General features: G+C 73.3%; 14 protein-coding genes and 1 pseudogene. 8 read left to right on the top strand and 7 right to left on the bottom strand.

Features of this window, described 5'->3' with window-relative positions; translation table 11 throughout:
• Nucleotides 1–300: 300 nt before the first annotated feature.
• Nucleotides 301–2,007: a thiamine pyrophosphate-binding protein gene (locus GGQ69_RS05310; RefSeq protein ID WP_183525537.1), complete on the bottom strand. Its 1,707-nt coding sequence runs from the start codon at nucleotides 2,005–2,007 to the stop codon at nucleotides 301–303.
• Between the two features lie 49 nt (nucleotides 2,008–2,056).
• Here GGQ69_RS05310 and GGQ69_RS05305 point away from each other — a divergent pair, with 49 nt between their 5' ends.
• Nucleotides 2,057–2,866: a cyclase family protein gene (locus GGQ69_RS05305; protein WP_183525535.1), complete on the top strand. Its 810-nt coding sequence runs from the start codon at nucleotides 2,057–2,059 to the stop codon at nucleotides 2,864–2,866.
• The gene (locus tag GGQ69_RS05300; RefSeq protein ID WP_183525532.1) at nucleotides 2,856–3,125 is read left to right on the top strand and encodes an NINE protein; all 270 of its coding nucleotides are present in this window, start codon (nucleotides 2,856–2,858) and stop codon (nucleotides 3,123–3,125) included. The genes GGQ69_RS05305 and GGQ69_RS05300 overlap by 11 nt, the downstream gene beginning before the upstream one ends.
• 6 nt (nucleotides 3,126–3,131) lie before the next feature.
• Here GGQ69_RS05300 and GGQ69_RS16825 read toward each other — a convergent pair whose 3' ends face one another.
• Nucleotides 3,132–3,926: an IclR family transcriptional regulator gene (locus GGQ69_RS16825; RefSeq protein ID WP_183525529.1), complete on the bottom strand. Its 795-nt coding sequence runs from the start codon at nucleotides 3,924–3,926 to the stop codon at nucleotides 3,132–3,134.
• Nucleotides 3,927–3,975: 49 nt separating this feature from the next.
• On the opposite strand from GGQ69_RS16825, the gene GGQ69_RS05290 reads away from it, so the two are divergent.
• The 4 genes from GGQ69_RS05290 (at nucleotide 3,976) to GGQ69_RS05275 (ending at nucleotide 8,160) form a co-directional block, all read left to right on the top strand.
• Complete coding sequence (locus GGQ69_RS05290) at nucleotides 3,976–5,316, top strand: aromatic acid/H+ symport family MFS transporter (protein ID WP_183525526.1); 1,341 nt, start codon at nucleotides 3,976–3,978, stop codon at nucleotides 5,314–5,316.
• 97 nt (nucleotides 5,317–5,413) lie between these two features.
• Nucleotides 5,414–6,385, top strand: coding sequence for a macro domain-containing protein (locus GGQ69_RS05285; protein WP_183525523.1), 972 nt, complete (start codon nucleotides 5,414–5,416; stop codon nucleotides 6,383–6,385).
• 199 nt (nucleotides 6,386–6,584) lie between these two features.
• Complete coding sequence (locus tag GGQ69_RS05280) at nucleotides 6,585–6,959, top strand: EthD domain-containing protein (RefSeq protein ID WP_183525520.1); 375 nt, start codon at nucleotides 6,585–6,587, stop codon at nucleotides 6,957–6,959.
• 4 nt (nucleotides 6,960–6,963) lie between these two features.
• Nucleotides 6,964–8,160, top strand: coding sequence for a sorbosone dehydrogenase family protein (locus GGQ69_RS05275; protein ID WP_183525517.1), 1,197 nt, complete (start codon nucleotides 6,964–6,966; stop codon nucleotides 8,158–8,160).
• Between the two features lie 42 nt (nucleotides 8,161–8,202).
• Here the strand turns inward: GGQ69_RS05275 and GGQ69_RS05270 are convergent, their stop codons facing one another.
• Together GGQ69_RS05270 and GGQ69_RS05265 are read right to left on the bottom strand one after the other, a co-directional pair.
• Complete coding sequence (locus GGQ69_RS05270; RefSeq protein WP_183525513.1) at nucleotides 8,203–9,660, bottom strand: deoxyribodipyrimidine photo-lyase; 1,458 nt, start codon at nucleotides 9,658–9,660, stop codon at nucleotides 8,203–8,205.
• A 39-nt stretch (nucleotides 9,661–9,699) separates the two neighbouring features.
• Nucleotides 9,700–10,470 (bottom strand): MOSC domain-containing protein, encoded by a 771-nt coding sequence (locus GGQ69_RS05265; RefSeq protein WP_298043604.1) that lies wholly within the window; start codon nucleotides 10,468–10,470, stop codon nucleotides 9,700–9,702.
• Nucleotides 10,471–10,575: 105 nt separating this feature from the next.
• On the opposite strand from GGQ69_RS05265, the gene GGQ69_RS05260 reads away from it, so the two are divergent.
• Both GGQ69_RS05260 and GGQ69_RS05255 read left to right on the top strand, forming a co-directional pair.
• Nucleotides 10,576–11,061, top strand: coding sequence for a DUF2975 domain-containing protein (locus GGQ69_RS05260; protein ID WP_183525510.1), 486 nt, complete (start codon nucleotides 10,576–10,578; stop codon nucleotides 11,059–11,061).
• Nucleotides 11,061–11,267: a helix-turn-helix transcriptional regulator gene (locus tag GGQ69_RS05255; RefSeq protein WP_183525507.1), complete on the top strand. Its 207-nt coding sequence runs from the start codon at nucleotides 11,061–11,063 to the stop codon at nucleotides 11,265–11,267. Before GGQ69_RS05260 ends, GGQ69_RS05255 begins: the two co-directional genes overlap by 1 nt.
• A 25-nt stretch (nucleotides 11,268–11,292) precedes the next feature.
• Here the strand turns inward: GGQ69_RS05255 and GGQ69_RS05250 are convergent.
• The 3 genes and pseudogenes from GGQ69_RS05250 to GGQ69_RS05240 all read right to left on the bottom strand — a co-directional run bounded on the left by GGQ69_RS05250 (nucleotide 11,293) and on the right by GGQ69_RS05240 (nucleotide 16,117).
• A pseudogene (locus tag GGQ69_RS05250) lies at nucleotides 11,293–12,187 on the bottom strand (ribonuclease Z).
• A 296-nt stretch (nucleotides 12,188–12,483) separates the two neighbouring features.
• Nucleotides 12,484–15,048, bottom strand: coding sequence for a hypothetical protein (locus GGQ69_RS05245; RefSeq protein ID WP_183525504.1), 2,565 nt, complete (start codon nucleotides 15,046–15,048; stop codon nucleotides 12,484–12,486).
• A 100-nt stretch (nucleotides 15,049–15,148) separates the two neighbouring features.
• The gene (locus tag GGQ69_RS05240; protein ID WP_183525501.1) at nucleotides 15,149–16,117 is read right to left on the bottom strand and encodes a M28 family peptidase; all 969 of its coding nucleotides are present in this window, start codon (nucleotides 16,115–16,117) and stop codon (nucleotides 15,149–15,151) included.
• Nucleotides 16,118–16,121 lie beyond the last annotated feature (4 nt).

The following is a 16,121-nucleotide window of genomic DNA, read 5'->3' as shown; positions in this document are numbered from 1 at the left end:
CTAGTGGTCCTCGATCGCACCAACCACAACATCATGGCTTGGGGCCGTGCCCCCGGTTTCCCCAGCCGGTCCACAGCCCGTGTGGATGAGCCTGCGGTGGCGGCACGCGCCCGGATCGGCGGAATCACGCCGATCGACGGTGACCGAGGGCCGGTGCTCCACAGGATGTGGACAGCGCGCCCGCTCGTTGTGCACAGACGGAGGGCCCGGAAAAGGGGTCCGGATCACCCTCCGGCACGGCGTGTCGCCGTGGTGTCATCCACGAGGGGGTGCCGTCGCACCACCTCGGCCGCCCGCGTCCTAGTGCCCGGTGAACGCCTCGGCCAGCCACCAGGCGCCGCCGTCGGAGGCGATCCGGGCGTCGATCACCAGCGGGGCGGTCCGGGGCCCGGCCACCCACGCCCGCACCGCGTCCAGGTCCGCCACGGACCTGACCGTCACGCCCTCGGCCCCGTGACCGCGGGCGATCGCGGCGATGTCCGTGACCGGGAACGTCACCGGCTCGTAGTCGAAGGGCTCGCCGTCGAAGTGGTGCACCTCGGCGCCGTAGGCGGCGTCGTTGTAGACGATCACCACCAACGGCAGCCCCAGCCGCACTGCGGTCTCCAGTTCGGCGATCGCCATCAGGAACCCGCCGTCCCCGGTGCCCAGCACCGGCAACCGGTCCGGCCGGGCCACGGCGGCCCCGATCGCGGTGGCCAGTCCCAGGCCGATGGACTGGAAGGCCTGGGTGAAGCAGAAGCCGAACTCGTCCGGGACCCCCAGGTACGCACTCGGATAACCCATGAAGTTGCCGGAGTCGACGGACACCAGCCGCGCGGCGGGCAGGATCGCGTCCAGCTTGCGGGAGAGCACCCGCGGGTCGATCAGTTCGCCCGTGGACAGGTCCCCGGTCCCGACCTGGCCCCAGCGGGCCTCGGCGGCGATCCGGTCGGCCATCCCGGGGGTCCGGTAGCCCGCCGAGTGATGGCCCCCGCCGGACTGGCCGGCCCCGGCCATCGACGCGATCCCGCCGCCGGTCCCCCGCAGGGCCTCGAGCACCGAGGTCGCGGTCTCGGCGCAGTCACCCAGCACCCCGAGGTCGATCGGCCGGTGCGCACCCAGCGAGGCGTCCTCGACGTCCACCTGGGCCACCGTCGCATCGGGCCCGATCAGCCGCCCGTGGCGCATCGTCCACATGTTCAGCGCGCAGCCCCAGCCGATGAGCAGGTCGGCCCCGGCGATCATCTCCGCCGCGAACGGGGAGGAGAACCCCCCGGAGATCCCCAGGTTGTAGGGGTTGCCCTCGAACAGCCCGTGCGCGACGGCGGAGGTCGCCAGCAGCGCACCGGTCGCCTCGGCGAGGGCCGAGAGCTGCGGTCCGGCCCCGCGGCCGCCCCGGCCCGCGATGAAGACCGGACGCTGGGCGGCGCGGATGAGCCCTGCCAGGTCCTCGACGGCGGCGGCGCCGGGCCGGACGGGGACACGGGGAGGCAACGGGCCGACGTCGTGCCCGGCGTCCGGCGCGCCCTGGGCCGGCTGGGACTGGACGTCCGTGGGCAGGGACAGCACCACGGTGCGCCTCTCGTTCACGGCCGTGCGGTAGGCACGGACCGTGTCCGCCACGGCGCTGGCCGGGGAATGGACCCGCTCGGGGACCGCGCCGACGCTGCGGGCGAGATCGTCCTGGTCGATCCTGAAGTTGGAGCGCACGGCCGAACCGGCGGCGTCGGCGGTCAGCACGATCATCGGGGTGCGGGACTTGGCGGCCTCGCCGATCCCGGTCACCGCGTTCGTCAGGCCGCAGCCCTGGTGGGTGGAGACGATCCCGACCCGTCCGGACATCCGGCCGTAGGCGTCGGCCATGGTGGCCGCACCGCCCTCGTGCCGAGCGGCGGTGAAGGGCACCCCGGACCGGCGCAGGGCGTTCGTCACCGCGAAGTTGCCGGAGCCGACCACCCCGAAGACGTGTCCGGCCCCGAGGGCCGCCAGTGCCTGTCCGACGACGTCCGCCACGGTTCGGGTCATGTTTCCTCCATTGCTCTGGTCCGGTCCCCCGTCGTGATGTTATGTCCTCATGACCGCCGACACTCCCCGATCCCCCGCCCCTGCCGACGCCCTCAAGGGGCTGCTCGCGGCCCTGGCCACCGGGTCGGTGGAGATCGTGGACCTCACGAACCGGCTGAGCGGCACCACCCCCACCCTGGAGCTGCCCGAGCCGTTCGCGAACCTCATCGACTTCTCCCTGGAGACCGTCAGCGCCTACGACGAGCCCGGCCCCTTCTGGCGGCACGCCAACATCCACACCGGTGAGCACATCGGCACGCACATCGACGCCCCGATCCACTGGATCTCCGGCCGGGACAGCCACGACGTGGCGGACATCCCGCTGCCCCGGCTGATCGGACCTGCCGTGGTGCTGGACTTCTCCGCCGAGGCCGCCGCCGATCCCGACTTCCTCCTCGAGGTGGAGCACGTGCGCGCCTGGGAGGCCGAGCACGGCCCCCTGCCCGCGGGCGGATGGGTGCTGTACCGCACCGGCTGGGACCGGTACGCCCAGGACCGGGCCGCGTTCCTCAACGCCGATGAGACCGGGTCCCACACCCCCGGGCTCTCCGCGGCCTGCGCCGAGTGGCTGGCGTGCACGGACATCGCCGGCTTCGGCGTGGAGACGGTGGGGATCGACGCCGGCAACGCCGCCGCGCTCGAACCGCCCTTCCCCGTGCACTACCACCTCATGGGCTCGGACAAGTACGGGATCACCTCGTTGCAGAACCTCTCCCGGCTGCCGGCCCGCGGAGCCGTGGTGGTCGTGGCGCCCCTGCCGATCGTGGGCGGCAGCGGCAGCCCCTCCCGCGTGCTGGCCCTGGTCCCGCGTGAGGCGTAGGACGCCGGCTGCCCCGCGGAGCCTCGGGGTCGCCTACGTGCTCTGCGTCCTGCTCGGGCTGCTCGGTGCGCACCGCTTCTACCTGGGGCATCCCGGTCCCGGGGTCGCCTACGCGGTGCTCACCGTCGTGGGGCTGACCAGCGCGTCCTGGGGCATCGGATTCCTGTTCGGCGCCCTCGTGCTCCTGCTCGTGCTGATCGACCTGTTCCGGATCCCCGGATACGTGCGCGCGGCCAACGGGCAGTACTGGACGGACTAGCCGCACCTAGCCCGCGACGGTGAAATCGGCGAGGCCCGCCTCGATCGCCTCCCGCGCGCGCCGCACCTCGTCGACCAGGCCGGTCTCGAGGGCGTGGCGGTACCGCTGGTGCGGCACCGCCACGCTCAGCCCGGCGACGGCGGCACCCGAGCCGTCGCGGATCGCCATGCCCACGGCGCAGATGCCCTCCTCCGTGCCCTCGTCGTTCGAGGCGAAGCCGCGGTGGCGCACGGCCTCCAGCTCGGTGGCGAGCCTGGCGTGGGCGCGCGCGTCGAAGGCGGTCCCGTCCTGTTCGGCCCGGCGCCGGTACGCCCGTTCGACGTCGGCCGGGTCCATCGCGGCCAGCATCGCCTTGCCGGCGGAGACCCCGGCCGCGGGCAGCACGACGCCCTGCCGGTCCCCCACCCGCACCGGGCGGTGACCCTCGACGGAGGCCATGAACCTCACGTCGGTTCCCGCCAGCACCAGCAGGTTGGTGGTCTCACCGGTGGCGTGGGCCAGGTCCTCGAGGTGGGGGTGGGCCCGCCGCCGGACCTCGACCGTCCAGGACACCCCGGCCGGCGGCAGTCCCATGGCCGGGCCCGGCACGTAGCGGCGGGAGGCGTCCTGCACCGCGTACCCCCGGTAGACCAGCATCGCCATGAGCCGGTGGGCGGTGGACACCGAGACGCCGAGCAGGCGGGCGGCCACGCTCAGGCGCACCCTGCCGTAGTCGCGCACCATCTCCATCAGGGCCAGCGCGTGGTCGACGGACTCGACGGGATAGTTCGGTTTCTGCCGAAGCGGCGTATTCTTCTGCACAGCAGATCATTCTGGCATTTGAAGCGTCATCTACCTCACAGTGGAACCTATGATCCAGCCCACTCCCGACACTTCACGCCCCGCGCGGGGCGGAAGGACGTCTCACACCGCTCCTCGCACCCCCGGCGCGCTGACGCGCCGCCAGGCGACCATCGCCGTGCTCGTCTGCTGGTTGCTGGTGGTGTTCGACGGTTACGACCTGATCGTCTTCGGCACGGTCCAGAGCTCGCTGGTGAACGACACGGACTGGGGCCTGACGGACGCCGGGCTGGGCGTCGTGGGCTCGATGGCCTTCGTGGGCATGATGATCGGCGCCCTGTTCGCCGGCCGCCTGGCCGACGCCCTGGGCCGGCGTCGCACCATCCTGGCCTGCGCCATCACCTTCTCCGTGTTCACCATCCTCTGCGCGTTCGCGCCCAGCGCATGGGTCTTCGGCGCCTTCCGCCTCGTGGCGGGCATCGGGCTGGGCGGTCTCGTGCCCTCCGCCAACGCCATGGTGGCCGAGCTGGTCCCGGACCGCTGGCGCTCCTCCATCGCCACGCTGATGATGTCCGGTGTGCCGATCGGCGGATCGCTGGCAGCCCTGATCGGCATCCCGATGATCCCCGCCCTGGGCTGGCCGTCCATGTTCCTGGTCGCCGCCATCGCCCTCGTGGTCGTGGTCCCGCTGGGCTTCGCGTACCTGCCCGAGACCCTCGCCTCGGAGGACCGTGCCCGGAAGGGCGCCGCCGCGGGCACCGCCTCGGCGTCCCCGGAACGGGTCGGCGGATACGCCGGGCTGCTGCGCCAGCCCTACCTGCTGGTCTCGATCATGTTCGCGCTGGCCACGCTGGCGACCCTGTTCGCCTGGTACGGCCTGGGCACCTGGCTGCCGCGGGCCATGGAGTCCCTCGGATACAACCTCGGCTCGGCGCTGACGTTCTCGCTGTCCCTGAACATCGGCGCGGTCATGGGATCCATCGTCACCGCCTGGGCCGGCGACCGGTACGGCGCCGTGAAGTCCGGCGTGGTCGCCGCGGCCCTGGCCGGCGTGGCCCTGCTGGCGCTGCTGTTCTCCCCGCCGGTGTGGCTGGTGTACGTCATCCTGATGGTCGCCGGCGTGGGCACCCACGGCACCCAGTGCCTGATCATCGCCGCCGTCAGCAACCACTACCCCGGGTACCTGCGCGGCACCGCCCTGGGCTGGGCCCTCGGCGTCGGCCGCCTCGGCGCCGTGACGGCCCCGCTCGTGGCCGGCTTCCTGCTCAACAACGGCTACGGTGCCGGCTCGCTCTTCGTCGCCTTCGGCATCGCCGCGGGCCTGGCCGCCATCCTGCAGGTGATCATCATCGCGCAGGGCCACGGCGGGCGCAGCACCGACCGCGGGGTACAGGCGCCCGCCGCCTCCTGACGCCGGTCCCGGCCGGTGAGCGGAGGCCGGGGTGGACCGGCCGTGGACGGAGGCCCCGTCCTCGCCAGGCGCCCCCGTCCCCGGGGATACTGGCCCCATGCCGGCCATCATCGCCCTCCAGGGTGACATCACCCGGACGACCGTGGACGCGATCGTCAATGCGGCCAACACCTCCCTGGGCGGTGGGGCCGGCGTGAACGGTGCGGTCCACGCCGCCGGGGGGCCGGGCCTGCTGGCCGAGACCCGCCTCTGGTACCCCCACGGGCTCGGCACGGGGGACGCCGCGTGGACCACGGCCGGGGACCTGCCGGCCCGGTGGGTCATCCACACGGTCGGGCCGGACCACCGGTCCGGACAGCGGGACCGGGCCCTGCTCGTCTCGGGATACCGCCGCAGCCTGGAGGTGGCGGACGCCCTCGGCGCCCGGACGGTGGCCTTCCCCCTGCTCAGCTCCGGCATCTTCGGCTGGCCCCTCCACGACGCGGTCCGCACCGCCGTCGACACCATCGCCCTGGCGCGTACCGACGTCCGGGAGGCCTACCTCGTGGCGCACGGGGACCAGGCCTTCCGGGCCGTGCGGACAGCCCTCGGGGTCAGCACGCCGCTACGGGTCCTGCAGGGGTTGCGCGAGCTGTACCGCCGCGGTTACCAGCAGTTGCGGTTCGCGCCCGGCATGGACCCCTCGGGCGCGCACTGGCGGATCGCGATCACCACGGCGGGGAACCTGCGGCCGGGCGACCCGGTCCCCTTCGACACCCCTCGGGACGAGTCGCGCGTGCTGCGCTACTCCACGGCGGACCGGACCCTGGTCGGCCGTGGCGAGGTCACTGCCGGCACCACTCCCGCCGAGGCGGCGGCCCTCATCCTGGACCGTGTCGGGACCCCGGACCCGGAACCGGTCCACCCTCGGTACACCGCGTGGTTCGCCTCTCTGATCGCGGAGGTCGAGACCACGACGTCGGCCACCGGCCAGGCCCTGCCCGTCACCGGGGGTGACGGTGGCCATGGCGGGGGCAACTGGGAACTCGGCCGGGGCAGCGGGCACCGGCACCCCGCTCCCCCACGGTGAGGATGCGATGGGACCCCGGCACGTGGACCACCGCCCCCAGCTGCCGTGGGCGCGGGTCGTGCGGAGCGTGGAGGAGAGGGTGCTGCCGGTGCCCGGGGCCCCTGACCGCGCGCCCGAAACCTACCGGCGGCGGCGGCGCAGCGGGGATCATCGGACCGGGGATCATCCCTCGCACGCCGCATCGACCAGGAGGACCCAGATGGCCGTGAAGCTCGTCTACGTTGCCCGCCGGCGCCCCGAACTGACTCCGGAGGAGTTCCACGAGTACTGGTCCGGGGGGCACGCGGACCTGATGAGGGAACTCCAGCCGGTGCTCGGTTTCACCAGGTACGTCCAGAGCCGCCCACTGGACACGCCCGTCAACACCGCGTTCGCCAGGGCCCGGGGCATGTCCCTGGAGACGCCCCCGGACGGCACGTCCGAGGTCTGGTGGGAGTCCCTCGAGGACCTCGTGGCCGCGCTCTCGAGCCCGGACGGGGAGAAGGCCGCCGGACGGCTCCTCGAGGACGAGGCCAAGTTCGTGGACTTCGCCACCTCCCATGCGTTCGTCACCCAGGAGCGGCAGGTCGTCTGACCCCGTGACGAGTCACCGGAGGATCTCCCGCTGCGCCCTCGGACTGGCCGCCGCCGTGCTGCTGGCCGGTTGTGGCGCGCCCGGTGGCGGCACCGGTGGGACCCCGGCACCGGCCGGCAGTCCCGGCCCGCCGTCCGCCGGTGGTGCCGCCCCGACGACCGGTGGCGCAGCAGACGCCGCTGCGGACGCCGCCCCCCGGATGGGTTCCGAACCGCGGACGGTGGTGGGCGGGCTCGACGCGCCGTGGTCGATCGTCTTCACGGACCGGGGCGCCGCCCTGGTCAGCCAGCGCGACGACGGCACGGTCCTCGAACTGACGGGGGTGGGCACCGAGCGGGCCGGCACGCGTGAGGTCGGCACGGTCGAGGGGGTCGTCCACCGGGGCGAGGGCGGGTTGCTGGGACTGGCCGTCCTGTCCGACGGCGGCGGAGCCGGGTGGCTCTACGCCTATTCGACCGCCGCCGGGGGCAACCGCATCCAGCGCTTCGCCCTCACCGGCCAGGCGGGAGGCCTGGGCCTGGGCCCGGCGCAGACGATCATCGAGGGCCTGCCCGCCGCCGGCAACCACAACGGCGGGCGGATCGCCTTCGGACCCGATGGGATGCTCTACGCCGGTACCGGTGACGCCGGTGATCGCGCGAGCGCCCAGGACCCGGCATCCCTCGCGGGGAAGATCCTGCGCCTGGCCCCGGACGGCACGGTCCCCGAGGACAACCCGGACCCCGGTTCCCCGGTCTACAGTTCGGGCCACCGCAACGTGCAGGGGCTGGCGTGGGCCGAGGACGGCACGATGTTCGCCACCGAGTTCGGGCAGAACACCTGGGACGAACTGAACGTGATCGAGCCCGGCGGCAATTACGGCTGGCCGGAGGTCGAGGGGATCGCGGGCGGCGGCTCCGGCGCGCAGGGGGAGTTCATCGACCCGGTCCAGCAGTGGTCCCCGGCCGAGGCCAGTCCGAGCGGGATGGCCGCGCTGGAGGGGATGCTGTACATCGCGAACCTGCGCGGTGAGGTCCTGCGGACCGTTCCGGTGGCGGACCCGGGCACGTCCGCCACCCGCTGGTCCGGCGAGTACGGCCGGCTGCGCGATGCCGTCGTGGCGCCGGACGGTGCGCTCTGGGTCCTGACGAACAACACCGACGGGCGCGGTGACCCCGCCGAGGGCGATGACCTGGTCCTCGGGGTCACCCCCGGGCCCTGACGCCGTCGGGGGCCGTCGTCTCCCGCCGGTGGGCCCCAGCGTTCAGGACGCGGCGTTCTTCATCTCCTCGTAGGCGTCCAGGGCGTGCCGGCGGGACTCCTTCAGGTCCACGATGGGCTCGGGGTAGCCGCTGAGGGGTTCCACCGCCTCGGGGACCCACCGGCGCACGTAGACACCATCCGGGTCGAACCGCTCGCGCTGGGTCTCGGGGTTGAACACCCGGAAGTAGGGGGCGGCGTCCGCCCCGCAGCCGGCCACCCACTGCCAGGACACCGGGTTGTTCGCCTCGTCCGCGTCCACCAGGGTGTCCCAGAACCACTGCTCCCCGTCCCACCAGGGGTGCAGGAGGTTCTTGGCCAGGAAGCTGCCGACCACGAGCCGCACCCGGTTGTGCACCCAGCCGGACTGCCAGAGCTGGCGCATGCCGGCGTCGATGAGGGGCACCCCCGTGCGCCCCCGCTGCCAGGCCCGCAGCGCGTCGTCGTCGGGCTCCCAGGGAAAGGCACGGAACTCCGGCCGCAGCGGCTCGGACTCCAGCGGCGGGCAGTGGTAGGTGAGGTGCCAGGAGAACTCGCGCCAGTACAGTTGGCGCACCCAGGCGCGGCGGTCCTCGTTCTCCGGGGCCCCCAGATCGGGATGCGCGGTGACCGCGTGCACCAGCTGACGGGGGGAGAGCTCCCCGAAGCGCAGGCGCGGGGAGAGCCGGGAGGTGCCGTGGTCATCGCCCGGGACGTCCCGCGTGGTGCTGTACCCGGTCACCGACTCCTCCAGGCCGGCCAGCGCCTCCCCGGCGGCGACGCAGCCGGGCTCCCAGTACCGGGCGACGGTCTCCTCCCACCACCGGGGGTCCTCGTCCAGCAGGTCCAGCTGGCCCAGCGGCACCACGGTGCCGTCCCGGTGCAGCCGATCCAGGCGTGCGGACAGCCCGGCGGGCGGGTCCTGGGGCTCGGGCGCCGGCAGCGGCGCCCCGACCGGCAGGTCCGCGGCGGCCTTCCAGAACGGGGTGAACACCTTGTAGTGGCCGCCGGATCCGGGGCTGACCTCCCACGGCTCCACCAGCAGGGAACCCGGGTGGCTGTGGACCTCAAGCCCGGCGGCCCGGAGCCCGTCCTTCAGGTGGGTGTCCAGGGCACGGGACGCCGGGGCATAGCGCCGGCTCCACGTCACGGCCGTGGCCTGGAGCCCGGTGGCCACCGCGGGCAGCACCTCGGCCGCGGGCCCGGCGGCGAACACCAGCGGGATGCCCAGCTCGTCGAGCTCGGTGGCCAGTGCCTCGAGGGACCGGTGGGCCCACCAGCGCGTGGCCCCGCCCAGCGGCCGGGGTCCGCGCCCCTCGCCGTCCCGCACCTCCCGGATCCAGAGCCCGACGACGGCTCCCGCCTCCCGCGCGGCCGTCAGGGCCGGGTGGTCCGCCACGCGCAGGTCGTCGCGGAACCAGAGGAGCGTCAACGGACGTGCGGAGGCCTGGTCGGGGGACGGTGTGGACGGTGTCTCCGGCATGAGCCCAGCGTACTGGCGCGATCCGGCCGGGTGTCTCCCTCAGGGGGTGCCGAGGCGCGCGGAGTCGTCCTCGAAGACCCCGCCCAGTCGGCGTTCCAGGCCCCTGCGCCAGGCCTGCGGCAGTTCCGGGGAGGCCAGCAGGCGCGCGATGCCCTCGCGGTCACTCCGGTCCACGTTCATGACGCGGTTGATCTCGGCCACGCAGACGGATCCGTCCACCCGGCGGACCAGGGTCATCGGGTCGCCCGCGCGGACCTGACCGGGTTCGAGGACGCGCAGGTAGTACCCCGACCGGCCGGTCCGCTGGACGAGCTGGGGCAGCTCGCGCATCGCCCACCGGGCCGAGAGCGTGGTGCACGGGCGCCGGGGCTGGCTGACCTGGACGAGGACCTCGCCGATGCGGAACACGTCCCCGGCGTGCACCGCGGCCTCCGGCCAGCCGGCCACGGTCAGGTTCTCGAAGAACCCGCCCTCCGCGATGTCGAGGCCCTCGGCCCGCCAGGCGCCATAGTTCTCCTGCGCGTAGGCGAGGATCGCCTTCTCGGGCCCCCCGTGATGCCGGGTGTCTCCCTGCTCATCACCGGCCAGGCCCGCGGCCGAGACCCGCACCGGCCCCTCGACGACGTCCTTCGCGGCCGCCGTGGACAGCTCGCGGCCGTTCCACTGCTGCCGCTGGACCCGGCCCACGCGCACGGCGACGACGGCGCCCGGGCCGCGGCCGGCGTCGGGTCCGGTCCCGGTCTCGTTCCCGGCCCCATGCCCGGATCCGGACTCCCACGGCGGCTGTGACTGGTGCGGCGCGTCTCTCACCTGACCATTGTGTCCCGCGGCGCCGGTGGGCGCGACCACCGCACCGCGCGCACCAGCTATCGAATGACGATAGATTGTTCTCGACAGTCGATCTGAGGAGTTGTCATGCGGACCATCACCGTCCTCGCCCTGCGCGGCGTGCTCGCCCTCGCCCTGGCGGGCTCGCTCGTCGTCCAGGTGGTCATGGTGCCCCTGTTCTGGGCGGACCTGGCCGGTGCCCCGGACTGGTTTCGGGTCAGCCTCGTGGTGCTCGTGGTGCTGGGCATCGTGACCCTGCAGGTCGTGGCGGTCTGCGTCTGGCGGCTGCTGGCCATGGTCCGGAGGGGCACGGTCTTCTCCCCCGCCGCGTTCCGGTACGTGGACGCGATCATCGCCGCGATCGCCGCGGCGGCGGTCCTGGTCCTCGGGGTCGCCGTGGTGCTGGCCCCGACCGCGGCGGCGCCGGGGGTGGTCGGCCTGGTCTGCGGCGCGGCTCTCGTGGTGGCCGGGGTGGCGCTGGTGGTCTACGTCCAGCGGACGCTCCTGGCCCAGGCCGTGGACCGCGACGCCGAGGCCCGCGCCCTGCGGTCCGAGCTCGACGAGGTGATCTGATGCCCATCGTGGTGGACATCGACGTCATGCTCGCCCGGCGCAAGATGGCCGTGGGCACGCTGGCGGAGCGGGTGGGCATCACCCCGGCGAACCTGGCCGTCCTGAAGAACGGCCGCGCCAAGGCCGTGCGGTTCACGACCCTGGAGGCGCTGTGCGAGGCCCTGGAGTGCCAGCCCGGGGACCTGCTGCGGTGGGAACCGGAATGAACCGGGCCGCCACCCTCCGGGGTGGTCAGGGGCGGGCTGGCCGACGCCTCGGAAGCCGGCACCGCTCGAGGTCCCGGGCCACCCTGACCTCGGCACCCCCCCGCCCGAGCCCGGGCCTGCAGGCGCAGGGGCTCCAGGTCCTGGTACCGCGAGGAGAAATGGGTCAGCAGCAGGGTGCGCACACCGCCGTCGGCCGCCAGGGAACCGGCCTGCCCGGCTGTCAGGTGCCGGTAGTCCCGGGCCAGGCCGGCCTCGGCATCGGCGAAGGTGCACTCGGCGACCAGCAGGTCGGCCCGGTCCGCCAGGTCCTCGGCACCGGCACACGGGGCGGTGTCCATGACCAGGGCGAACCGCTGGCCGGGACGGAACTCGCTGACGTCCTCCAGGCAGACGCCGCGCAGCACGCCGTCCCGCTGCAACCGGCCGACGTCGGGACCGCCGATGCCGGCGGCCGCGAGCCGTTGCCGGGACAGGGTTCGCCCGTCCGGCTCCTCGAGGCGGTAGCCGTAGGCCTCGATGCGATGGCGCAGGGGCCGGACCGCCAGGCCGGGAGCCACCTCCCCGGCCGCCCCGTGGGGGTGCAGCCGGAGGTCGAGCCGGCCGGAGGCCAGGGAGACCAGCGCCCGGACCACGGGCTCCCCGGAGACCGGATAGTGCAGGTGCACCGGGTGCTCCACGCCGTCCAGCGCCATGCGGGAGAGGACACCGGGCACCCCATAGCAGTGGTCACCGTGGACGTGGGTCAGGCAGATCCGCCTGATCCTGCTGGCTGCCACGCCCGCGAGGGTCATCTGCCGCTGGGTTCCCTCGCCGGGATCGAACAGGAACCCCTCGCCGTCCCACAACAGCAGGTAGCCGTTCTGGTTGCGCTCACGGGTGGGGACCTGCGAGGCGGTGCCGAGGACCACGAGTTCTCGCATGCCCCGAGACTCGCACGGATCCTCCGCCCCGTCATCCCGCGGTGCTCCTGCCGGCCGGGGTCCCTTAACGAGTCAGGAGGCGGTCGCGATGACCGCCTCCTGAAGGACTGAGGATTGGTGGGCCCGTATCCCCCCGGGCTTGTTCCACCGTTCCGGTCCATGTGCACCGTCTCATAGGGCTCCTTCAGGTTATCGCCGGGCTCGTGCGGTCGACCAGTAGACCATCGTCCAGACTTCTGGCTCCGAACCGGCACTTTCGGCCAGGTCCGCCCATGTCACGTGCTGGTAACGTCCCATCACGGTTCGGTCGCGGGTCCAGGACTGTCCCGGCCGAGACGAGTGACCAGGTCCTCCAGCGCGTGCGCGTAGACCACGGACTCCAGGTATCCCTGATGGGTGGCCACCGTGAACTGGTAGGCGCCGCGGACGAACTCCTCCGCCTGCACGTCCATGCCGTCCGCGGATCCGGAGGAACCGTAGCGCACGGTGAAGCCCAGGGGGTCATTGGGCCGGTGCAGGTTGGTCCACCGGTCCTGCACGATCCCCCACAGCGACCCCGGTGCCCGCAGGGACGCTGCCGCACCCGGCAGCCACTGCGTGGCCCGCTCCTGGTCGACCTCCTCGGCCAGCTCGGGTGGCCAGGGGTCGCGGCCGTCGGCCCAGGGCGGCGGGGCGGGAACGATCGAGAGCACCTGCGCACCCAGCACCTGGGGGAAGAAGCGGGCGAAGTACCGGCGCAACTGCGAACCGTAGCTCAGCAGCCCGATGCGCTGCAGCCGCTCCTCCGTCATGCCGCGGGCGGACAGGTGGAACAGCACGCAGACGGCCAGGACCCCACCCATCGAGTGGGCGGAGAGGATCACGCGCCGTACCCCGTCGGCCGGTTCCTCGAGCCACTCCTCGATCCGGTCGGTGACCTCCGGCACCACGCGCTCGGAGTAGCACGGCGGTCCGAAGGGATGGGCCTGGGTGGGCAGGAAGCACATGAGGTCCCACAGCAGTCCGGCCGGCCGGCTCTGGCCCCGGCCGGACAGGATCGCGATGGCGGCCACCAGCACCACGCCGATCCACAGTCCGACCGTGCCCGTCGCCCGGACCAGGGGCCACCACCCGTCCAGTCCGGGCCAGCCGACGAGCCACGCCGCGTTCAGCACCACGGAGACCGCCAGGCCCACCAGGACCGCGGCGGCCAGCCAGGCGGTGGCCACCTCCGCGCGGCGCAACAGCGAGGCGACCCGCCGCGACACGAACACGGCCCGCGTCGCGGTGCCGATGACCGGGGCGTCCGCCCAGGGGCCGGCATCGGCGATCAGGCGGTCTCGGACCTTCGTCAGCTCGTCGATCGCACCCTTCTCCCCCGCCCGCCAGGACAGGAGCAGTTGCACGGCAAGTCCCGCCAGGGCGGCTCCCGTGAGCGCGGTGAACCCCGAGGCGAACAGCAGGTGGACCACCGGCGGCTCGTGGCTGCCGAGCGTCCAGGCCGCCAGGATGACCGTGGAGAAGGACAGCAGCACGGCGAAGCCGACGGCCAGGGACGAGAACACGAACGGGCCGTGGCCGCCCCAGGCGACGGCGTCGTGGTCCTGTTCGGCCACGCCCCGGCGCGACCGCACCAGAAGGACCACCAGCAGGACGGCCAGGCACAGGGTCACCAGCACGGTGGCCAGCCCCCCACCACGGTCACCGGCCATCGCGGGGGCGTCGGCGGCCAGGCCCCCCGGTGCGGGACGACCGGACGGACGGACGTCCGCCACCGAGCACACGATCGCCGCCGTCAGCACCAGGGCCCCGGCGACGAGCAGGAACCGGTGGCCGGGCGGGGTGCGGGTGCGCGGATCGTGGGCCTGGGAGTTCAGGATGCGGACCCCGACGACGGCGGTCACCGCCAGTCCCCCGGCCAGCAGCACGATCCAGGCCACCTCCATCGGGCCGGGGACCATCGCACCGGGGTCCGCCGGGGCGCCGGGCCACCGGGCACCGGCCACCATCGCGTCGACCCTGGCCAGTGCCGCGATCGATCCGGTCCAGGCGAGCGCGCCCGCGATGTGCAGCAGGCCCAGGAACCGCATGCCCGACCCGACCCGCCACAGGCCGCTGCGGGCCAGGACGTGGCTGGGGGCGTTCCGGTCACCGGGGATCTCGTCGGTGGGCTCGAGGCCGTCGATGTGTTCAGGGTCGTCCGGCGCCGCTGCCATCACCGAGTGCGGCGGCGCCACCGGTGCGACGCCCGGCGGCCCGGGCAGGTACCGGGTGCGCGCCAGGGTGGACATCAGCGCGACGACGCCCAGTGCCAGCACGGGAAGGGTCGTCAGCACGGCCGTCCGGGTACCGGAGGGCCAGCCCGCCAGGGCGTCGCGGATGAACCCGCCCCGCCCGCCGGCCGCCATGTCCAGGGCGACGGTGGCCGCGGTACTGACGAAGAGCAGGGTCAGGGCCAGGCCGAGCAGCCGAACGGTGCCGGCCAGTCGCCCCTCGCCGATGACCTCGGGCAGCGGGCACCCTGCCGTGACGGGCGGGCTGGTGCCGGTGGGGGCCGACGTCGGGCCCCTGCCGAACTGGTGCCGGGACCAGTAGGCGGTGTTGGCCAGTCCGAACGGAGCCAGGGTGAACCAGACGGCGCGCACCAGGCTGTCCCCCAGCCGCCCGAGGGCCGGGAACCCGGTGAACCGGGCCAGCCGTCCCCAGGAGTAGGCCTCCACGCGGTGACCGGACTCGGAGGCGCGGTCGATGGAGAACCCGGCCAGCTGGTCACCGCGGGTGCGCTCGACGTTGGCCGGGATGGCCCGGAGCATGAGGTGGGACGGTGTGTTCCGGATTCCGTGGATCCGCAGCTCCAGCAGTCCCGGGTCCAGGTGCGGCATGGTCCCATCGTCCCCTGTGGGCGGGTGGATGGGAACGGCCGCCAGACGACGACCTGCGCGCTGGAGGAGCCGTGCCGGTGCTGAGAGGGTGGCGGGATCCTCACGGCCTCGTCACGGAGGCCGGTACGCCGGCGAGGCGGACGGCCGCGTGCACGAGGGCATCGGTCATGAGGGCCAGGGCGTCCAGGTTGACGTTGCGGAGGTCGTCACCGGGCTTGTGGTAGTGGGGATCGCACTTCTCCTTCGCCTGTCCGCCGAACAGGAGCGCCTCCTTCCTGCTCTTCTTCTCATCGTCCCCCGAGTACAGTCCGCCGACCGCGACGCCCTTCTTCGCGAAGGCCACCTGGTCGGAGTCGTAGTCCCAGTCCGTGGTCGTCCAGGCCTGGTGGAGGGAGTCGAAGTACCCGGTGAGGAGGTCCATGAGCCGCGTCGAGCCCGCCGGGATCTTGAGGTCGTGGTCGGTGTCCCGCGCGTCGTAGACCGCGATGATGGGGTTCGGTGAGGCGATCATGTCCACGTTCAGGTAGGAGGCGATGTTCCTGAGCCTGGCGGGATCGTTCTTGGCCAGGTCCTTGACGTAGTGCCGTGACCCGTAGGACTTGTCGAACTCCTCGGCCCCCCACCAGGCGAAGCGGACCTTGTGGTCGATCCGGTCCAGCCGGCTGATGGCCTTCGCGGCCTCCAGCACGGCCGCCACTCCCGAGCCATTGTCGTTGATCGCCGCGGTGCCCGGCACGCCGTCGAGATGGGCCCCGAGCATGACCACGTGGTCGTCCCGGCCGGACACGGTCTCGGCGAGGATGTTGAAGGTACCGATCTCCCGGCCGTCCTCCCGGAAGGAGAAGTACTGGCGAGTGCTGCGATAGCCCGCGTCCGCCAGTTGCCGTTCAACGTACCGGGCCGCCGCCTCGTAGCCCGAGGTACCCGCGGCCCGATCGCCGTGCCGGTCGGCCAGGGCCTGGAGCTGCCGCAGGTGCTCGTAGGCGGCGGGCACGCCGTCGCGCGACACCGCGGGGGTGAAGCCCTGCAGGGGGGCGGGACGTGATCCCAGAAGCCAGCTCAGTTTCATGATG

This window comes from Micrococcus sp. TA1 (assembly GCF_014199555.1).
GTDB lineage: Bacteria > Actinomycetota > Actinomycetes > Actinomycetales > Micrococcaceae > Citricoccus.
Note: the sequence above shows the minus strand (reverse complement) of the source record. Positions and strands in the feature narration are given on the sequence as shown.